Genomic DNA, 20,187 nt, shown 5'->3' with positions numbered 1-20,187 from the left:
CGAAAAGCGGGCGGCAACCGAGCGAATTGCCTTGCCCCGCCCATGGTCACCTGCGGTAATCTGACGACCCCGGTTCGTGGCGAAGGAGTGTCGCCCATGGGCGAACGGCGAGAAGGGCTTGTCCGGGCACGCAAAGCGGCGAACCTGACGCAAGAAAAGCTCGCCGCGCTGCTCCCCGCGGACGAAAAGAGCATCCGGGCCTGGGAATCCGGCCGGTCCGAGCCTCGTCCGCACCGGCGCGACCGGCTGGCCCGGCTTCTGCGCATCAGCCCAGCCCGGCTCGAGGAACTGCTCCGGGAAGGCACCGCGCCGGACCTCCGGGGGCCGCCGAGCGTGCTGCTCCCCGTCATCGTGGACGGGCGGCCGGTCGCGCTGCCGCTGGACCGGGCCACGGTCGCGGCCAGCGTCCTCGGCCGGCTCGTGCCCGCTCTCGGCGACGCGGCCCCGCCAGCGGCTCCGACCACAGAATGGGACGCCATGAGCCCGCTCAGTCGTCGCTCACTGCTCAAAAACGGCCTGCCGGTCGCGGCGTTGCCCGCACTCGGCATCGGCAGCGCCGAGCACGTCGCGCGAGCGGTGGAGAATCCCCGGCGGTACATGGACAAAACCGTCACGCACTATTTCCGGCGGCAGCTCGACCAGTACAAATACGAGGACGGCGAACGCGGTGCGGCCAAAACCCTTCCGATGACGCTCGGCGTGCTGGACATCATCGACCGCATCGCCCGCGACGCGACCGCCGACGATCAGCGGGACCTTCTGCGAATCGGGTCCGAGGGCGCGGAGTTCGCCGGATGGCTCTACCGGGACCGCAGGCAGATGGAAGATTCGCTGTACTGGCACGACCGCGCGATGGAATGGGCGCAGGCGGCGGGCGACAGCACGATGCAGGGCTACATTCTGCTCAAAAAAGCCCAAGTCGCCTACGACGAACGCGATCCGCGGCGCATGCTCATCCTCACCAGGGCGGTGCGCAAAGGTCCCTGGGCACTCCCCCAGCGACTCCAAGCCGAGGCAGCCCAACAGGAAGCCCGCGCGGAGGCGATGCTCGGCGCGTCGGCAGACCAGGTGAACCGGAAACTCGACGTCGCCTGGAAACTGCTGGGCGACGCCGGACCGGCCGAATCGCCGCTGGGCGCGCATTTCAACGCGACTCTTCTGAACATGCAGACCGCTATCTGCTACACCGAAGCGGGCGAACCGCGCCGGTCGGTCGAACTGTACGAGAAAACGTTGAAGGAAACCCAATTCTCCCGTCGCGACTACGGGTTCTTCCTGTCCCTCATGGCGAACTCGCTGGCCCTTTCCGGCGAACCGGACCAAGCGGCCCAAACCGGCCTCATCTCCGCGCATCGCGCGGCGGAAACGAACTCGCGCCGCACCAAGGAAGAACTCCGCCGAGTCGTCGGCGTGCTGAAGCCGTGGCACAACCGCCCCGACGTACGGGAATTGCGCGAGGCGCTGAACAGCTGACCGTTAGCGCAGCCATTCCTGGACTTCGCGGATCACCTGCCGTTGCCACGCTCGCGTTCGCGGATCGGCGTACGCCGGATCGCCGTCCACCGCGAAGCCGTGCTGCGCCCCGTCGAGCTGGACCAGCCGGTGCTCGCAGGTCAGCTCCCAGTCGGCCGTCCGCGACGACTCGACCGGGACGAAGGTGTCCTCGGTGCCGTGCACGATGAGCGTCGGCGCGGTGATGCGGGAAAGGTTTTGCCGTGCCTCGAACCAGAACGCCTCGTTGAGCAACGCGCGGCCGAGCCGGAAACCGGGCCCGTGCTCGAGATAGTTCCGCTCCTTGAGAGCGGCGGCTCCTTCGTCGTTGAGGTAGCCGTCCGCCGACCACTCGGGCTTCTGGCCGATGAACCGCCCGCGGTAGTCGAGGAGGGGGTTGAACAGAACCAGCCGCTCGACGTCGTCCGGTCGCTTGGCCGCGTAGTACGCCGCGACACCGCCGGAAAAACTCGCCGCCGCGAGCGAGATGGGCACACCCGGGACGGCGCTGGACAGATGCTCGATGCTGCCGCGAATCACGTTCAGCAGAGCGGAAAGCGAGAGATCCTCTTGTCGGCCTTCACTCTCGCCGTGGCCGGGGAGGTCGACTCTCAGGGAAGCTATGCCGACCTCGGCCAGCCCCGCGGCGAGCCGGGTGAAGAAGCCGCCTTCCTCGCGCGTGACGCTCGCGCCCTGCACGAGCAGCACCGCGTGCCGAGGTCTGCCGTCCGGCTCGGTCAGGGTGCCGGCCAGATCGAGGCCGTCCGGTGCACGAACTGTCCGATAGCTGTCGCGCGACATGGACACTCCCGGAGTTGTCGTCACAACCCAGTGTGTCAGGTTCGAGACGTTCGGGAGCGCCAGAAGACAGGCGGAGTAACGCAAGCCACAGAGGCTGCGTTCGCGATGCGGTCAGCCTGGAACCATGCCTGGGCCTCTCCTCGCCCTGACCGGCGATCCGCTCACGCACAGACGGCAACGGCGGCCGAGTTCCCCAACCCACCGGTCGAAAATCCGGCGATGCCGCCACATCACCTGAACCGACGTGCCGGGAACGTCGAGAACCACCGTCATCGCCGCCTTCGGCATCCGCATGACGTACTGCTCGAAGGTCACGCGGTCTGGAGTTCGGCTGAGGTGAGCCGCCGCCTACTTCTTCAGCCTACGGCTCCCGCCATGCCAATCCTGTTCCTTCCCAGTCTCCCCCGCCGCCACCCCGAACGACGGCAGCTGCGGCATCTCCCGCAAACTCCGCTTCAGCTCAGCGAAACCCGCGAACCTCGCCAACCCCACGACGTGGTCCCACAACTCCACCGCCTCCGCATCCGACGGCAGCCGACTGATCACCGGGCCGAAGAACGCGACCCCCTCCGGCGGCTGGAAGTGCAGGATCGGCGTCCCGACATCCTTGCCAGTCAGCGAAAGCGCTTCATCGGTCTCACGCTGGATCTCCGCATCCCACCGAGAATCATCCACCGCGGAAGCAAGCGACACGTCAAGACCAACCCGCGACAAAGCAGCAGAGGCCGCGGAAAGAGTGCCGTGGGCCGCCCGGGCCTCGGCAGTGTCCTCGACCAGACCGCTTTCGAAGTTCTGCTCCCCCAACACCTCGTACAGTGGACCAACCGCCTCCCGACCATGCGAGGCGCGCACCGCTGCCGCAAGGCGGAGCAACCGCAAGCCAGCCGTGTGCGAGGCGTCGTACTCCGGCGGGAAGTGCGTCGCGTAGTCCAGGTGCGAGTTCAGCAACCGCAGCGAGATGAACCGCCAGTCCACCGAGTACGAGCGCTGCCGGGCGACCTGGCGGACCCACTTGCTGGTCATCCACGCGAACGGGCACACCGGATCGAAGTAGAAGTTCAGCTCGGCCATGGCCCGACTCTACGTCCGGAAGCGATTATGCGCCCTTGCTCCGCCGAACCTCGCCGGACAGTTCCTGGTGATGCTGCACCGCCAGCTGGACGATGTGCCGCACATGCGGGTCGTCGAGCACGTAGACCTGCCGCTTTCCCTCGCGACGAGCCCGGACCAGGCCGGCGAGCTTCAGTTTGCCCAGGTGGTGGCTCGCGGTCGGCACGGTCTGGCCGGTCTCCTCGGCGAGCGTGCCGACGTCGCGTTCCCCGTGCGACAGCAGCCAGAGCAGGTGCAGCCGCACGGTCGCGGACAGCAGGCCGAACGTCGCGGCCGCGTCCTGCAGCAGGTCGGCCGGGAGAGACGGGGGCTCGGATGGGGTGGACACGACGGACATCCTCTCGGGTGGGCCCCCAGCGTGACTTAGCCCCCATCAGTTGCACAAGTGTTTGACTGTTTTCGTGATCTGCGCTCTACTGGTCCCCGGCCGGCGCGAAACGCCGGTCGATGAGTCTTGCGGAGGAGGTGAGCCGGGTGACCGGCGAAGGAAGTAGTCGGCACGACCGTGCGGGAACCCCGGCAGCCAGCTAGGTCCGGAAGAACCCGCGCGGTCCGCTGACGCCCAGCTGACCTCGAGGGGACGACCATGACCCGCTTTCCCGCCCTGCGCGCCCACGGCGACGCGCCGGTGCTCGCTCTTTTCCGGAATCTCGACAGCTCGCCGAAAGGCCTCACCGAGAACGAAGCCGCCGAACGGTTGCGGCGCTTCGGCGACAACCGCATCGACGGCACGATCCGTGCGCCCGTGCGCGTCTGGGCCGCCGCACGCAGCCCGTTCGTCGCGTTGCTGACCGCGCTCGGCGTCGTCTTCGCAAGCGTCGGCGACATTCGCGGCGCGGTGACCGTCGGTGTGATGGTCGTGCTCAGCATCGGTCTGCGCTACTGGCAGCACGCCCGGTCCGAGCGCGCGATCAGTGCGGTCCGCGACCAGATCACCACCACTGTCACGGTGCGTCGACGTGCCGCGGCGGAGTTTCCTGGCAGCGAGCGCGAGGTCCCCACGGCAGACCTCGTGCCTGGCGACGTCGTATTGCTCGGGCCTGGTGACGTGATCCCGGCGGACGTCCGCATTGTCGCTGCTAAAGACTTCGTGGTGGACCAGTCCGCGCTGTCCGGCGAGGCACTGCCGGTCGCGAAGCGGGCGCCCCAGCCAGTCAAGCACGAGGAGCATGAACTCGTCGAGACGCCCGCGCTCGGCTTCGCGGGCACGTCGGTGGTCGGCGGAACGGCCACCGCGGTCATCGCCGCGACCGGCAGTGACACCTACTTCGGCGCGCTCGCCCAGCAATCCGCCGAACCACGCGGGGAATCCAGCTTCGACGCCGGGGTACGTCGCGTCGGCTGGACGCTCGTGCGGTTCATGCTCGTGATGGTGCCGATCGTGCTCGTCGTCAACGGCACGGTCACCGGCGACTGGGCGCAGGCCGGGATGTTCGCGGTCGCCGTCGCGGTCGGCCTCACGCCGGAGATGCTGCCGGTCATCGTCACGACGAACCTCGCCCGAGGGGCGGCGGCGCTGTCCCGGCGGCAGGTAATTGTCAAGCGGCTCAACGCCATTCAGGATCTCGCCGCGATGGACGTGCTGTGCGTCGACAAGACCGGCACGCTCACCGAGGACCGGATCGCCTACGCGCACAGCGTCGACTACTCCGGCAGCCCGGACGGCGAAGCGGCCGAGTACGCCGGGCTGGCGGTGCGGTTCCAGACCGACCGGCACGACCGGCTGGACGAGGCGATCGAGACCCTGTTCGACGGCGAGGACGACCTGGTCGCCGACGCGCTGTTCACCGGCGTCGCCGAGATCGGCTTCGACCACGCGCGCCGCCGGGCCAGCGTCGTGGTCCGGCGCGGCAGCGAGCACCTGCTGATCAGCAAGGGCGACCCGGACGAGATCCTGCCGCGCTGCAGCTACGCACGCCGCGACGGTGTCGTCGCCGAATTCGACGACGCCGCTCGGATCGGCGCGGACGAACTAGTGCGCGCGTACGCCGAACACGGCATGCGAGTGCTCGCGGTAGCGGCGAGGGAAGTCAACGCCAGGCTCGACGGATTTGACGAAACCGACGAGAACGAAATGATCCTCGTCGGTTTCGTGGGATTCGTCGACCCGGTCCGCGACGGCGTCGTGAACGCGGTGAAAGCCCTTGGCGAGCAGGGCGTCGCGCTCAAAGTGCTGACCGGCGACAACCGGCACGTCGCCGCGCGCGTCGCGGATTCGGCGGGCATCCCGGTCGGCGACGTCGTGCTCGGCCGCCAGGTGGAAGCGGCGGACGACGCTGAGCTACGCGAGATCGTCAAGGACACCACCGTCTTCGCGAAGCTCACCCCAGCGCACAAAGCCCGCGTTGTCACGGCGTTGCGGGAGAACGGTCGCGCGGTCGGCTTCGTCGGCGACGGCGTCAACGACGTGACCGCGCTGCGCACCGCCGACGTCGGGATCGCCCCGGACACCGCCACCGACGCCGCAAAGGACGCGGCGGACCTGGTGCTGCTGGAGCGCGACCTCGGCGTGCTCGCCCGCGGCGTAGCCGAAGGACGGAGGACGCTCGGCAACACGCTGAAGTACGTCAACATCACCGCCGCGTCGAACTTCGGCAACGTGCTGTCGGTGCTCGCGGCCAGTGCGTTCCTGCCGTTCCTGCCCATTCTGCCGATCCAGCTCGTGGTGTCGAACCTGCTCTACGACCTGGCTCAGCTCGCGCTCGCGTGGGACCGGGTGGACGACGACTACCTCAGCAAGCCGCGCCGGTGGGACGCCCGCGGGCTGACCGGTTTCATGCTGGTCTTCGGCCCGTTGTCGTCCCTGTTCGACCTCGCGACGTTCGCGGTGCTGTGGCACGTCTTCGGCGCGGGAGCGGACCCATTGCTGTTCCAGACCGGCTGGTTCGTCGAGGGTCTGCTGTCGCAGCTGCTGGTCGTGCTCGTGCTGCGCGGCCGCGGCACTCCCCTGCGCGCCAGCCGCCCGGTCGTGCTGGCCACGGCCGCTGCCGCGCTCGTCGGACTGCTGGTGCCGCTGTCACCGCTCGCCGAACCGCTGCGGATGCAGGCGCTGCCCGCGAGCTACCTGGTGTGGCTGGTGCTCGTCCTGGCCGGGTACGCGCTGGCGGCTCAAGTAGCGAAACGCGGTTACGCACGCCAACGTACGTGGTGGTAACCGTCCTTTTTTGACGCTTTTCCAACCCCTTTCCGAACTTTTCGTTACAACCAGTGGGAGCGCAGATGACGACTGCGGAGATGCTGCTGCGCCTTGGCACCGGCGTAGGCCTCGGCACAGTAATCGGATTTGAACGCCAATACCGCGCCCGGATGGCTGGGCTGCGGACAAACGCGCTGGTCGCAGCCGGTTCGACGCTCTTCGTGCTGCTGTCCGCGCACGGATTCAGCGGAGCCAGCGCCGACCCCACCCGGGTCGCCGCGCAAATCGTTTCCGGAATCGGTTTTCTCGGCGCGGGCGTCATTCTGCGCGAAGGATTGACTGTGCGCGGACTCAACACCGCGGCGACGCTGTGGTGTTCCGCCGCGGTGGGCTCGCTGGCCGGAGCCGGGCTGTACACGGCGGCGGGCGCGGGCACCGCGGTGGTGATGGCGGTGAACATCGCGCTGCGCCCGCTCGGCCGGGTGGTCGACCGCCGTCCGGCGACCGGCCGCGAAACCCCGACGCAGTACACCTTCCTGGCGGTGACCAAGGACGATGCCGAAGCACACGTGCGCGCATTGCTCGTACAGGCGTTGGCGCGTACGGATTTCGCGCTGCAATCGGTAACTAGCACCAATACCGATACCGCCGGACAAGTGCAGGTGCGCGCTGAACTGTCCGCCGATCAGCGCGACGACAAGCAGATGGAGTCGGCCGTGAGCCGGCTGTCCATGGAGCCGTCGGTGACCAGCGTGCGCTGGCAGGCCGAACTCTCCTACACCGAGGAAGACAGCGAGAACTAGACCATGCTGCGAACCTTCCCCACCCGCGGTGCGCTCGTCCGGCCTCGCCGCACGCTCGCCGACGTGGCGGTGTTCCTCGGCGCCGCCGCGGCGTTGTGGCTCATCGTGCGGCTCGCGCACGGTGCCGCCACGGCGTGGACTCCGGCGACCGCACCGTCCACAGTGTCCACTGACCCGGCTGAACTTCCCTACTACGCCGGACGTTCGCTGCTGCGGATGTTCGTCGCGCTCGTCTTGTCGGTCGGATTCACCTTCGTCTACGCGACCGCAGCGGCCCGTCTGCGGCGTACCGAAAAGATCCTGTTGCCCGTGCTCGACATCCTGCAGTCGGTGCCGGTGCTCGGATTCCTGTCGGTGACGATCACCGGGTTCATCGCACTGTTCCCTGGCTCGCAATTCGGCTTGGAATGCGCGTCGATTTTCGCGATCTTCACCGCGCAAGCGTGGAACATGACGTTCGCGTTCCATCACTCGCTGGTATCGCAGCCGCGCGACCTCGATGAAGCGTCACGGCTGCTGCGGCTGTCGCGCTGGCAACGATTCTGGCGCGTCGACGTGCCGAGCGGGATGATTCCGCTGGTCTGGAACGGGATGATGAGCTTCGGCGGCGGCTGGTTCTTCCTCACCGCCTCCGAAGCGCTCAGCGTGAACAACCAGAAGTTCGCGCTGCCCGGCATCGGCGCGTACGTCGCGACCGCCTCCGAACAGGGCGACCTCGGCAAGGTGCTGCTGGCTGTGGGCGTGATGGTGATCCTGGTCGTCGGCGTGAACGTGCTGTTCTGGCGGCCGCTCACGGCGTGGTCGGAACGGTTCCGCATCGAGAACTCCGAAGCCGCCGAAGCACCCCGCAGCCTGGTGCTCGACCTGCTGCGCCGCTCACGGATCCCGACGCTGCTCGGCCGGGTGCTCGGCAAACTGGTGTTCCCGCTCGATCGCACGCTGGCGGTCTTCGGGCTGGCCGAGTACCCGCTGCGGTTCTCCTCCGCCCGGCGACGCGCCGCGGACATCGTGTTCAGCGTCGTGATCTTCGGGCTGATCAGCTACGGAACCGTGCGCGGCGTGCTGTTCATCGGCGAGACCACCGGGTACGGCGAGATCGGCCACGTCCTCCTGCTCGGCCTGCTCACCTTCGCGCGAGTGGTGACCCTGGTGGTCGTCGGCACGCTCGTGTGGGTGCCGATCGGCGTGTGGATCGGGATGAACCCGCGGGTGTCGCGACTCGCCCAGCCGGTCGTGCAGGTGCTCGCGTCGTTCCCGGCGAACTTCCTGTTCCCGCTGATCACCGCGGTCCTCGTGGCGACCGGAATTTCCCTGGACTGGGGCGGAATCCTGCTGATGAGCCTCGGCGCGCAGTGGTACATCCTGTTCAACGTCATCGCGGGCGCCTCGGCCATCCCGCACGACCTGCGCGAGGCCGCCGCGAACCTGCGGCTGCCGCGCGCGCTGTGGTGGCGGAGGCTCGTGTTGCCCGCGATCTTCCCGAGCTACGTCACCGGCGGGATCACCGCGGCGGGCGGAGCATGGAACGCGTCCATTGTCGCGGAAATCGTTTCCTACAACGGGGTCACGCTCACCGCGACCGGCCTCGGCGCGTACATCGCCGACGCGACCGGTACCGGCGACTCCGGGCGGATCCTGCTCGGAGTCGCGGTGATGAGCCTGTACGTCGTCGGCCTCAACCGGCTCTTCTGGCGGCGGCTCTACCGCCTCGCCGAACGCCGGTTCTCCCTGTCCTGATCCTGAGAGGTCCCCACCATGTCCGAAGTACTCGTGTCCGTCGAGCAGGTCAGCAAAAGCTTCCCCGGTTCGGCGGGCGACGAACTGCGCGTCCTCGACGACATCACGCTCGACCTGCGCGCGGGCGAGATCGTCGCGCTGCTCGGCCGGTCCGGCAGCGGGAAATCGACGCTGCTGCGCACGATCGCCGGACTGATCGGCCCGACCCGCGGCACCGTGCGCTACCGCGGCGACGAACTCGACGGGGCGAATCCGGGCACCGCGATGGTGTTCCAGACCTTCGCGCTGATGCCGTGGCTGACCGTGCAGGACAACGTCGAACTCGGCCTAGCCGCGCGCGGCATCCCGCCGAAAGCCCGCCGGGACCGCGCGCTGCAGGCGATCGACCTGATCGGCCTCGACGGCTTCGAATCCGCCTATCCCAAGGAACTTTCCGGCGGAATGCGGCAGCGCGTCGGGTTCGCCCGCGCGCTCGTGCTCGAACCGGACGTCCTGCTGATGGACGAACCGTTCTCCGCGCTCGACGTGCTGACCGCGGAAAACCTGCGCACCGAGCTGATGAGCCTGTGGCAGCGCGACGATTTCCCGACCAAGGCGGTCTGCATCGTCACGCACAACATCGAGGAGGCAGTGTTGCTCGCGGACCGCGTGCTGGTCCTCGGCTCCAATCCCGGAAACCTGCGCGCGGAAGTGGAAGTCGACCTCGCCCGCCCGCGCGACCGCAAATCCCCCGCGTTCGCCGCGCTGGTCGACCGGCTCTACGACCTGCTCACCGGACGCGACCCGGCGGCCGTCGAACCCGCCCAGGCCACGCCCACCGCGCGACCGCTTCCGCACGCTTCGGTCGGCGGCCTCGCCGGTCTGGTCGAACTCGTGCACGCCCGCGGCAGCCACGCCGACCTGCCGGACCTCGCCGCCGAGCTGAGCTTCGAGGTAGACGACCTGCTGCCGCTCGTGGACGCTGCCGCCCTGCTGGACTTTCTCTTCGTGGCAGGCGGCGACCTGCACGTGACGCCGGTCGGTGCCGCCTTCACCACCGCGGACATCCAGACCAGCAAGAAGATTTTCGCCGGTCAGGTCCGCGACCGGGCGCCGCTGGTGCGCACGATCGTCAACGCGCTCACCGCCAGTTCGGACGGCACGCTGCGCGCGGAGTTCTTCCTCGACCTCCTCCGCCGCGGCTTCTCCGCCGCCGACGCCCGGCAGCAACTGGACACAGCGATCGACTGGGGCCGGTACGCGGAACTGTTCGACTACGACACCGACAGCGACCGCCTCACCGTCACCTCGTCGTGAGTGTTTATGCCGGTTCTAACCGGCATAAACACTCACGAGGTCTCCACCCGCGGCGCCGGGCTGTCCGCCGGGGCGTCCGGTGCCGGGTCCCGGTTCACCAGCGCGATCGCGAGCGCCCCGATCACCGCCACCACCGCGAACAGATAGAAGCCCCACGGATACGCCAGCCCCGCCGACAGCAGCAGCCCGGTCACCAGCGGCCCGGACATCGCGCCGAACCGCCCGATCCCGCTCGCCGCGCCGAGCCCGGTGCCGCGCGCCTCGGCGGGGTACACGCGGGCGATGTACACGTAGACCAGCACCTGCGAACTGAAGGTGAAGATCCCCGCCAGCAGCACCCCGACGTACACGCTCGCCCCGGGCAGCTTGATGCTCAACAGCGCCAGGAACACCGCGGCCGCGGCGAACCAGAGGATGGTGGACCGGCGGTAGCCGATCTTGTCCGCGACCCGGCCGCCGACCAGCAGGCCGATGACCGCGCCGACGTTCAGCACCAGCAGCAGCGCCAGCGCCGCGCCGAGTTCGTAGCCCGCCGCGCGCATGATCTGCGGCAGCCACGTGTTCAGGCCGTACACCAGCAGCAGCCCCATGAACGACGTCACCCAGAACGCGATCGTCGCGCGCCCGTAGCCGTGCCGGAACAGGACGCCGAGCGGATTGCGGTTCCGCCGCTCTTCCTTCGCCCGCACCAGCGCCTTCGACTCGGGCAGGAACTTCGCCATGAGCGGCACCAGAACGAGCGCGGGCGCGGCCCCGATGACGAACATCCACTGCCAGCCGAGCCGTTGCAGCACCAGGATTCCCAGCAGCGCGGTGAGCACCGCGCCGACGTGGTAGCCGGTCATCAGCACGGTGGTCGCGCTGCCGCCGCGGCCGATCCGCGCGTACTCGGTGATCAGCGCGAGCGCGGTCGGCAGCACGCCGCCGAGCCCGAGCCCGGCCAGGAACCGCAGCACGCCGAACAGCCACGGTCCGTTCGCGAACGCGCAGAGCAGCGTGCAGACCGAGAAGCTGAGCACGGTCAGCAGCATCATCCCGCGGCGCCCGAACAGGTCGCTGAGCGGGCCGATCGCGAACGCGCCGACCGCCACGCCCAGCAACCCGACCGCCGAGATCAGCGACGCCGTATTGGGGTCGAGCCCCCACGCTTTGTCCTTGAGCAGCGCGGGCAGCACGACGCCCAGCACCACCAGGTCGAACCCTTCGAGCGCCACCGCCGTCCAGCACAGCGGAGCCACCCAGCGGGCGTGGCGCGCCCGGGGATCAGTCGAGACCGTCATGTCATCACCTGCGTCGTCGGAGGGGACCTGGGCGGATGCTTCGGTTAGAACGGATACTGCGGAAGGTCGCCGCGCACGGTGACCCACTGGGTTTCGGTGAACGCCTCCAGGTTGGCCTGCGCGCCGCCGTGCCGGGAGCCGGTGCCCGAATCCCCCACCCCGCCGAACGGCGCGAGGGCTTCGTCGTTGACCGTCTGGTCGTTGATGTGCACCAGGCCGGACGGGATCCGCTCGGCCAGTGCCAGGCCCCGCGCGGCGTCCCGGGTCAGGATGCCCAGCGACAGCCCGTATTCGGTACCGCCGGCCAGGCGGACCGCTTCGTCCACTGTGGAAAACGGCACGACCGGCGCGACCGGGCCGAACACCTCCTGGGCGTAGGCGGGCGCGCCGAGCGGGACGTCGGTAAGGACGGTCGGGCGGTAGAAGAGGTCCTCGTAGGTGCCGCCGGTGGCGATCTTCGCGCCGGCCTCGGCGCTCCCGGTGACCACCGAGTGCACGCGGTCGCGCTGTCCCGCGTCGATCAGCGGACCGACCGCGACGTCGCCGTTCGCCGGGTTTCCGACGGTCAGCTTGGCCGCGTGTTCGGCGAGCGCGGCGGCGTAGTCGTCGGCGATTTCGGCCGCGACCAGGTGCCGTCCGGTCGCCATGCAGATCTGCCCGGAATGGTTGAACGAACCGAACGCACCAACCGACGCGGCCTGCTCGACGTCCGCGTCCGCGAGCACGACCAGCGCCGAGTTGCCGCCGAGTTCGAGGTGCACGCGCTTGAGCCGCTCCCCCGCCGCCGCGGCGATCCGGCGGCCCGCGTTCGTCGAACCGGTGAACGCGATGACGCGCACCAGCGGGTCCTCGACCAGCGCCGCGCCGACGTCCGCGCCGCCGGGCAGGAGGTGGAACAGACCTTCGGGCAGCCCGGCTTCCTCGAAGATCCGGGCCAGCACGACGCCGCCGCACACCGCGGTGCGCGGGTCGGGCTTCGCCAGCACCGCGTTGCCGAGCGCCAGGGCGGGTGCGATCGCGCGGATGGACAGGATCACCGGCGCGTTGAACGGCGAGATCACGCCGACCACCCCGGCCGGTACCCGGCGCGCCATCGACAGCCGAGGCTGGCTGGAACGCAACAGTTCCCCGTACGGATGCGCGGCCAGCGCAGCGGCTTCGTGGCATTCCTCGGCCGCGACCGCGCGGGTCTGGAACTGCGCGAATCCCCGCGTGGCACCGGATTCCCGGATGAGCCATTCGTCGATCTCGTCGCCGTGGTCCTCGAAAAGCCGCGCCGCCCGGCGCAACACCCGCGCCCGCTGGTCGTACGGCCGAGCGGCCCACTCCCGCTGCGCTTCCTGTGCGGCCGCCGCTGCCTTGGCGACGTCCTCCGGAGCCGCCGCGCCGACCCGGGCCAGCTTGTCCCCGGTGGCTGGCTCGACCGCGTCGTATTCGCCGCCCGCGCCGGGGATCCAGCCGCCGGAGAAGATCCGGCCCTGCCATTCGCTTCCAAGCAACGTCATGCCGTCACCGCCACTTCCAGCACCAGCGGTTCCGTGCGCGCGGCCAACGTCGGCAGCACCTCGTTCAACACTGACTCCAGTTCCTCGTAGGTTTCCGCCCGCCGCGCCGGGCAGCCGAGCGACTTCGCGAGGCCGCTCACGCTCACCTCGTCGAACCCAGGCCACGGCGCTTTTCCGCCCCCGGCCGTGCGTTCGCCGTGCCGGACGGCGAGTTTGTCCATGATCGCGTAGCCGCCGTTGGACAGCACGATCACCAGGACGCCGACGCCGTAATGCGCGGCGCTCCACAACGCCTGGATCGAGTACAGCGACGAGCCGTCCCCGATCACCGCCACCACCGGCCGTTTCAGTCCGCCCATCCGCAGCCCGATCGCCGCCGGAATGCCGAACCCGAGCCCGCCCATGGCCGCGCTGAGGAATCCGAGCGGCTCGCGGGCCGGCACGTACGCGTGCAGCAACGGGCGGCTCGACGGGGATTCCTCGACCAGCACCGTGTCCTTGGGCAACTGGCGAGCGAGCAGACCGAACACGTGGTCCGGTCCCAGCGGCGCGCCGTTCTCCGGCGCTCCAGGCAGCTCGACGGTCCGGCCGATCTTTCCCGGCCCCGCTTCCCTCGCCGGAATCAGCTCCGCCAGCGGACCGCACACCGCCGACGGCCGCGCCAGCACGGCAAGGTCGACCGGGCTGCGGTGCGCTTCGTTCGGATCGTCGGTGACCACGGCGATGCGCGTGTCCGGCTCGGTCAGCTGTCCCGGTTCCCGCGGGTACTGGCGGAAAACCGGCGCACCGACTGAAAGCACCGCGTCGTGGCCGGACAACGCTTTCCGCAATCCTTCGCGGCCCGGCGGCAGATGTCCGGCGAACTGCGGGTGGTCCTGCGGGAATCCGGCGCGCGCGCCGAACGCCTCCTGCCACACCGGACAGGCGAGCTTCTCCGCCAGCGCGGTCAGCCCGCGCCACGACTCGGGATCGTCGGCTCCGGCACCTGCGACGAGCACCGGATTGCTTGCGGTACTGAGGAATTCCGCCAGCTCGGCCAGCACCGCGGGCTCGGCGGCGTTCGCGCGGACCAGCTTGGCCGGGGCGGGCAGCGGCTCGTCCACGGCCGCCGGTTCCGACCAGTCGTCCATCGGCACGATCACCAGCGCCGGGCCGCGGTGCTCGCGCGCCTCGTGCCAGGCACGGGCCAGCGCGCCCGGAACGTCCTGTGCACGCGGCGGTTCCGCGATCCACACCGGCGCGGGACGGGCCAGGTCGTCGAGCCGATGGCCGGTCAGGAACGGCTCCAGCGCGAGGTGGCGGCGGTCCTGCTGCCCGACGAGCACGACCATCGGCGCGCGGTTGACCCGGGCGGTCGCGAGCGCGCCGACCGCGTTCCCGAGCCCGGCGGTGGTGTGCAGGATGGCGACCGCGGGCCGGTCGTTCGCGAGCGCCCAGCCGGTCGCCATGCCGACCACCGAACCCTCGTGCAGCGCCAGCACGAATTCGAGGTCGTCGGGCAGGTCGGTGAGCAGCGCGATCTCGGTCGACCCGGGATTGGCGAACACCGTCGTGGCGCCGAACCGGCGCAGCACGTCGAACGCGGCGTCGCGAACGGTCGGGGCAGGGCTCACGGACTTCTCCTCGGGCAGTGCGAAGCAGGTGGGTCCGGAGTGTCCCGGCTCGGTTCCCGGCCGCCCAGCCCCTCTTCCACTCAGCGGAAAAGTTCCTCAGCCTTGCAACGCCCGCGTGACCCCCAGCGCGGCCATCCGGACCACCGGCACCAGCGGCGACAGATTCGGCGTGCAACTCGGCACCACCACGGAAATCGCCGCGACGACCTGGTCGCCCGGCCCGCGCACCGGAGCCGCGACCGACGACGCGCCCTCGGTCATCTCGTTGCGGGAAATGCAGAATCCCTGCAGCCGGACCTCCGCCAGCACCTGGCGCAGCCGCGCCGGATCCGTGATCGTCCCGCTGGCCCGCCGCTCCAGCCCGCCGGTCAGAATGCTTTCGAGACACTCCGGCGGCGCGTGCGCGAGCAGCACCTTGCCCGGCCCCGCCGCGTGCAACGGCAACCGCAATCCCACCCGCGAGGTCACCACGACATCCGGATGCGCCTCGAGCTTTTCCAGATACAGCGCGCGGTCCCCGTCGAGGACGACCAGATGCACGACCTCGTGCGTCACCTGCAGCAGGTCCTGCAGGAACGGCAGCGCGACGTCCCGCAGCTCGCGCCCGCCCGGAGCCTGCGCCCCGAGCTGCCACAGCCGAAGCCCGATCCGGTACCGGCCTCTGCCGGTGCGCTCCAACGCGCCCCAGCCGGTCAGTTCGGCCAGCAGCCGGTGCACCGTGGCAGGCGCGAGCCCGGTCGCCCGGGTGATCTCGCCGTGAGTCTGCTCGGGGCGGCCGGACAGGAAGGAATCCAGCACCGCGAACGCGCGGCTGAGGACCGTGCGCCCGGGTTCGGCGGCGTTGCCGGCGATCGCGTGCCTCCGGGGCTGCGGTGGAACGGGACGGGGACTGGCCGCCCATCATCCGCCAGTCCCGCGGACACGGCAACCCGCCGTTCTCCGGTCTGTCCACACTGGACGTTCACGGTGCTGCGCGGGCCAGCTTCGCCGCCCGCCGTTCCGGTGCGGTGCCCAGCGCGATCGCGAGCACCAGGGCTGCCAGGGCCGCCGCTGCGGGGCCGAGCCATTCCGCTCCGGCGTTCGCCAGCACGAGCCCGCCGATTCCCGCGCCGATCGCGGTTCCGACGTAGTTCATCGAGCCGTTGAGGCTCAGCGCGACTGCTGCGACGTCTCCGCCTGCTGCGAACACCCGGTTTTGCTGCGGGATGAACAGTACCGAGCCGAGTATTCCCAGCAGGAACAGCACTGCGAGGGTCGGGACGAACCACTGTTGGAGGACCGAAAGCGACGCTGCGGCCACGCCTGCGATTCCGAGCCCGGCCAGGATCAGCGGCAGCGAGGCGAATCGGTCGGCGAACCATCCGACGAGGCGGTTGCCCAGAAAGAAGCCCGCTCCGTTGGTGAGCAGGGCGAGCAGAATCGCGGTTGCGCTGCCCGGTGAGCTGATTCCTACTACTGCTGACGCGTACGCGATCAGCAAGAACGATGGGGCCAGCACCAGCGCGCTTACTGCCAGGAGGGTGACGATGCGCGGGTTGACCATGATCGCGAGCCGGTCGCGCATCGTCGTGGCGGGCAAAGTCATCGAGGGGACGAATATTCCGGCTAGGACTGCTGCTGCTGCTGCGGCCAGCGCGACGATCGTCCACAGGGTGCCGCGCCAGCCCCAGGCCTGCCCGATCAGGAGGCCGAGCGGGACTCCGAGCACTGCGGCGAGGCTGGATCCTGCGCCGATTACGGCGAATGCCCTTGCTCGTCGTTCCGGTGGGGCTAGGACGCCTGCTATGGCGAAGGCGTTGGCTTGGAAGGCGGCTGCGCCTAGCGCGGCGATGATTCGTCCGGCCAGTACGGTGCTGAAGGTCGGGCCTGCTGCTTGCAGGACCATGCCGATGAGGAACGCCGCCATCCCGGCTCCGATGACGACCCTGCGGTCCGCTCGGCCCGCTAGCGTCGCGATCACTGGGTATCCGAGTGCGTAGGAGATCGCGAAGGTCGTGGTGAGCTGGCCTGCTGTGGCCACGCTTACGGACAGGTCTCGGGAGATGTCCGTGAGCAGGCCTGGCAGTACGAATCCGTCTACTCCCAGCACGAACGTGCCTGCTGCCAGGATCATCAGACGTGCACCGTTCGATGCTTGTCGAATCGTCACATCCGGGACATTTGACTCTGATTCGATGACGGTCAAAGTGTGGGAGGAGGTCCGCTCGTGCCGCGTACGTTGCCTGAGCCGTCGGTCGAGTCTTTCGATCTGACGGTGATCCTCAGTGCTCTCGCCGATCCTGGCCGGCGGGCTATTTTGAAGGCGATGTATCAGGCTGGGGGGCCGATTGACTGTGCGACGCTGGTGGAGAAGGCGGGGCTGAGCAATCCTGCGTTCTCGCATCACTGTCGGGTGCTGCGGGAGGCTGGGTTGACTCGGACTGTCGCGGAGGGGCGGCGGCGGGTTGTGCGGGTTCGCCTTGGGGATGTGGAGGGGCGGTTTCCTGGGTTGTTGGGGGCTGTTCTTGGTGCTGCGGAGCGGGGTTCTTCTGCTGGGTGAGAGTGCGGCTCGCCGCCTGGCGGCGACATTGCCGTGGGGGTTGCGTGGGGCACCCCGAAGCTGATTGTGCTGACGGTCTGAGGGTGGTTGTCAAGGCGGGAAAGACGCCTTGACAACCACCCTCAGACCGCAGAGAAGGCTTCGTATCGGGGTGCGGGGGTCGAGTGGGTGCCTCGCCGGTTGGGTGCGTTGGCTGCGGTTTTAGCGGGCGAACGTGGTTATTGCTGGGTGAGTGTTCAGTGCTTCCTGGTTGAAGGTCACTGTGGTGCCTCGCCCTCGCAAGCTTGACGCTTGCTGGTCGATTTTCCAGCCATCTATTCGGACTCCTAGGTTCGGGTGCTGCCGGGTCTGGTCGTTGTCCAGTTGAACTTTTACCGTCGTCGCTTCTCCGGCAGCCAAGTTCAGGTAATTGTCGCTGAAGGTGGCTGGCAAGATTCGCTCACCGGTCCGGACGTCGTAAACCTGCAGATGCACCATCAACGCTACGGACTTCCCGATGTTGCGTACATCGACAGCCATCTCGGTGCCGTTTCGTCCTCGGGAGATTCCGGCGATCACCGAGACTTCGGCTGCGGGCATCCCGTCCAGACTGGCAAACCCGGCCGCCCGTGCGGGGTTCTCCATCCAATAGAAATTTCGGACGGTCTCCGAGCCTCGAGGATCCCTGAACACCAAGCGGACAAAGACAATCTCGGACGGGACGTCCTTCAATTGCGAAGCGACGTTCCCGATTACAGTTCGGTCAGAGGCTCCAGCATCCACCTCGAACGAACTGCGGTCGGCTTCCGCGCCGTTCAGCCCGTAGAGCGTGACCTCGACGCGGCCCCGCACCGGTGCTTGCGTGTGGTTCGCCACCACGACATCGGAACTTTGCCCGTCAAGGATTACGTTGATCCGCCGGCATGCGTGCTGAACCGCATAGAACGACGAGTGTGCCTCTAAATCGTGGCTGTACATCTGCCAGACAAAGCTCGGCTGCGCGGGATTGGTCATCCACATGATGACCCCGGTACGCGGGTATGGCCCAGCACTCCGCATGTTGGCCACTGGTGCCTCGTAAATAGCTTTGATGCACTCGTAGTTCATCAGTTGCGACTTGCGCGCGAAGTCCGGCAGGTTCCGCACTTCCCCATATCGCTCGGCCGTCAGGCGCAGGTAGCCTGCCCCGCCGCCGTTTCCTCCGTTGCCGTTCACATCTCGGTCAGCCCAGAAGTCGTCCGGGTGTTCCCACGAAGACTCCGGCAGCATCTTCCGGATGAACTCCAGCGTCGGGATCGAGTACGAACCGACCTCGTTGTGGAACGGCGGCCATTGGGTTCCGTCGTTGAGCGAAAAGTGCTTCGCGGGCGGTACCCAGTGATACGGGCCGCCGGACCGGTATCCGTCGACTGGGTTCTTTCCGGTGTCCCCGGCTGAGCTGGTCAGCACGACGCGCTGCGGGTCCAGTTCGGCGACCAGTGCGTCCAAGCCGTCGATCAGCGGCTGCGGCGGCGGGCCCTCGTTGCCGCCGCACCAGAGCAGGATCGACGGGTGGTTGCGGAATCGTACGATGCAGTCTCGGATGTTGGCGAGGTCGCGGGCCGTGTTCTCCGCGGGCGGGCCTTCGGTCGAACAGAAGAAATCCTGCCAGACCAGGATGCCGTACTCGTCGCAGGCGGCGAAGAAGTCCTCGGTGCTGCTTTGGCCGTTCCAGTTGCGGATCAGGTTGAGATTGGCGTCGCGATGCAGGCGCACCTGGGCGCGCAACCGCTCCCGGGGGATTCGTTTGAGTGCCTCATCCAAGCCCCAGTTGCCGCCCATTACCAGGATCGGCTGGTTGTTGACTGTGATCGCCAGGCAGTTGGTCGTCGCCCCGGACGGCGAGCGCATCGGTGTCGTGTACTCGATGCGGCGAATCCCGAAGTCCACCGTTCGCTCGTCGTGGACCTGGCCGCCCGATTCGATGCTGACTGACAGCCGGTAGCGGTACGGGTCGCCGTAGCCGTTGGGCCACCACAGCTTCGGTCGGTCCAACCGCAGCCAGGCCAGGTCCTTCGACGTCAGTACGACCGACGACGCGCCTGCCGGAACATTGACTGTCCGCCGGAACTCGCGTCCGTCGAGCGATCCCTTCACCAGTACGGACTTCGCACCGGCGCTGTCCAGCGCAAGTTCGACGGCGACGTCCGCCGTGCGCAAGTCCTTCGACAGCGTGGAGGTGACCTGCACGTCGGCCAGCCGAACCGGTCCAGTCGTACGCCAGGTGACCGGCTGCCAGATGCCTAGATCCCGGTCAGGGATGGTGGGCAGCCAGTCCCAGCCAGCGGTGCAAAAGAAAGTCGGGCCGTTCTTCAGCGTGATTCCGGTCGGGCCGCCGTTGCGGCCGCCGCGCGTGACGCCGCTGGCGTAACTCGGCAGCGCGGGCGGGTCGGTGTAGTCGAGCTTTCCGACCAGCACTGCCAGCCAGGCCATCCCATCGGCCTTCGCCACGATGTCCGTGACCTCGAAGACCGCCCGCTTGAACGCGCCCTCGACAGTGCCGACTCGGGTGCCGTTGAGCCAGACGGTCCCGAGGTAGTTGATCCCGTCGAACTGCAGCCAGAATCGCTGCCCTGGAACCAGCTTCGGCACCCGGAACGCGACCCGGTACCAGTAGCCGGTGTCCTTGAGGGTGTCCGGAACGGTGTCGGTCACGATGTGGCCGTACAGCGGATCGGGATACTCGCCGTTGGCGATCATGCTCGTCAGCGGCGTCCCCGGGACCACAGCCGGCTTCAGTCCGGCGATGTCCTGGGCACTGGACAGTGCACTGCCCGCGGCGGTGCCGTCCGCCGCGGGCAGTGCACTGTCCAGTGCCCAGGACAGCGCCGGCTGTTGCTTATACACATCCTCGAGCT

General features: G+C 68.5%; 15 protein-coding genes. 6 read left to right on the top strand and 9 right to left on the bottom strand.

Features of this window, described 5'->3' with window-relative positions:
- Window positions 1-96: 96 nt before the first annotated feature.
- A complete protein-coding gene (locus D0D37_RS08305; protein WP_116199952.1) occupies window positions 97-1,473 on the top strand; it encodes a helix-turn-helix domain-containing protein in 1,377 nt (458 codons plus the stop codon).
- A gap of 3 nt (window positions 1,474-1,476) precedes the next feature.
- Here D0D37_RS08305 and D0D37_RS08300 read toward each other — a convergent pair whose 3' ends face one another.
- The 3 genes from D0D37_RS08300 to D0D37_RS08290 form a co-directional block, all read right to left on the bottom strand.
- Window positions 1,477-2,292 carry an alpha/beta hydrolase gene (locus D0D37_RS08300; RefSeq protein WP_162834125.1) on the bottom strand — a complete coding sequence of 272 codons (816 nt, stop codon included), beginning with the start codon at window positions 2,290-2,292 and terminating at the stop codon, window positions 1,477-1,479.
- Window positions 2,293-2,640: 348 nt separating this feature from the next.
- Entirely contained in the window at window positions 2,641-3,363 is a 723-nt protein-coding gene (locus D0D37_RS08295; RefSeq protein WP_116199950.1) for a mycothiol-dependent nitroreductase Rv2466c family protein, read from the bottom strand.
- A 25-nt stretch (window positions 3,364-3,388) separates the two neighbouring features.
- Complete coding sequence (locus D0D37_RS08290; RefSeq protein WP_116199949.1) at window positions 3,389-3,739, bottom strand: ArsR/SmtB family transcription factor; 351 nt, start codon at window positions 3,737-3,739, stop codon at window positions 3,389-3,391.
- Window positions 3,740-3,988: 249 nt separating this feature from the next.
- On the opposite strand from D0D37_RS08290, the gene mgtA reads away from it, so the two are divergent.
- The 4 genes from mgtA (at window position 3,989) to D0D37_RS08270 (ending at window position 10,374) form a co-directional block, all read left to right on the top strand.
- The gene (mgtA, locus tag D0D37_RS08285) at window positions 3,989-6,556 is read left to right on the top strand and encodes a magnesium-translocating P-type ATPase (protein WP_116199948.1); all 2,568 of its coding nucleotides are present in this window, start codon (window positions 3,989-3,991) and stop codon (window positions 6,554-6,556) included.
- A 65-nt stretch (window positions 6,557-6,621) separates the two neighbouring features.
- Window positions 6,622-7,341 (top strand): MgtC/SapB family protein, encoded by a 720-nt coding sequence (locus D0D37_RS08280; protein WP_116199947.1) that lies wholly within the window; start codon window positions 6,622-6,624, stop codon window positions 7,339-7,341.
- Window positions 7,342-7,344: 3 nt separating this feature from the next.
- A complete protein-coding gene (locus D0D37_RS08275; protein WP_116199946.1) occupies window positions 7,345-9,078 on the top strand; it encodes an ABC transporter permease in 1,734 nt (577 codons plus the stop codon).
- 18 nt (window positions 9,079-9,096) lie between these two features.
- Entirely contained in the window at window positions 9,097-10,374 is a 1,278-nt protein-coding gene (locus D0D37_RS08270; protein ID WP_116199945.1) for an ABC transporter ATP-binding protein, read from the top strand.
- Window positions 10,375-10,406: 32 nt separating this feature from the next.
- Here D0D37_RS08270 and D0D37_RS08265 read toward each other — a convergent pair whose 3' ends face one another.
- The 5 genes from D0D37_RS08265 to D0D37_RS08245 form a co-directional block, all read right to left on the bottom strand.
- On the bottom strand, window positions 10,407-11,654 hold the full coding sequence (locus tag D0D37_RS08265) for an MFS transporter (RefSeq protein ID WP_116199944.1): 1,248 nt from the start codon (window positions 11,652-11,654) through the stop codon (window positions 10,407-10,409).
- Window positions 11,655-11,698: 44 nt separating this feature from the next.
- Window positions 11,699-13,159 (bottom strand): aldehyde dehydrogenase family protein, encoded by a 1,461-nt coding sequence (locus D0D37_RS08260; protein WP_116199943.1) that lies wholly within the window; start codon window positions 13,157-13,159, stop codon window positions 11,699-11,701.
- The gene (locus tag D0D37_RS08255) at window positions 13,156-14,772 is read right to left on the bottom strand and encodes a thiamine pyrophosphate-dependent enzyme (protein ID WP_116199942.1); all 1,617 of its coding nucleotides are present in this window, start codon (window positions 14,770-14,772) and stop codon (window positions 13,156-13,158) included. The genes D0D37_RS08260 and D0D37_RS08255 overlap by 4 nt, the downstream gene beginning before the upstream one ends.
- Window positions 14,773-14,868: 96 nt before the next feature.
- A complete protein-coding gene (locus tag D0D37_RS08250; RefSeq protein WP_244223434.1) occupies window positions 14,869-15,570 on the bottom strand; it encodes an IclR family transcriptional regulator in 702 nt (233 codons plus the stop codon).
- A 163-nt stretch (window positions 15,571-15,733) separates the two neighbouring features.
- Window positions 15,734-16,885, bottom strand: coding sequence for an MFS transporter (locus D0D37_RS08245; RefSeq protein WP_116199940.1), 1,152 nt, complete (start codon window positions 16,883-16,885; stop codon window positions 15,734-15,736).
- Window positions 16,886-16,960: 75 nt separating this feature from the next.
- Between D0D37_RS08245 and D0D37_RS08240 the strand changes: the two genes are divergently transcribed.
- A complete protein-coding gene (locus tag D0D37_RS08240; RefSeq protein ID WP_341867975.1) occupies window positions 16,961-17,311 on the top strand; it encodes an ArsR/SmtB family transcription factor in 351 nt (116 codons plus the stop codon).
- Between the two features lie 201 nt (window positions 17,312-17,512).
- Here D0D37_RS08240 and D0D37_RS08235 read toward each other — a convergent pair.
- A partial coding sequence (locus D0D37_RS08235) for a glycoside hydrolase family 2 protein (protein WP_116199938.1) occupies window positions 17,513-20,187 on the bottom strand: 2,675 nt, incomplete at its 5' end.

The sequence above is a fragment of the Amycolatopsis circi genome, from assembly GCF_003385235.1.
Lineage (GTDB): Bacteria > Actinomycetota > Actinomycetes > Mycobacteriales > Pseudonocardiaceae > Amycolatopsis > Amycolatopsis circi.
Note: the sequence above shows the minus strand (reverse complement) of the source record. Positions and strands in the feature narration are given on the sequence as shown.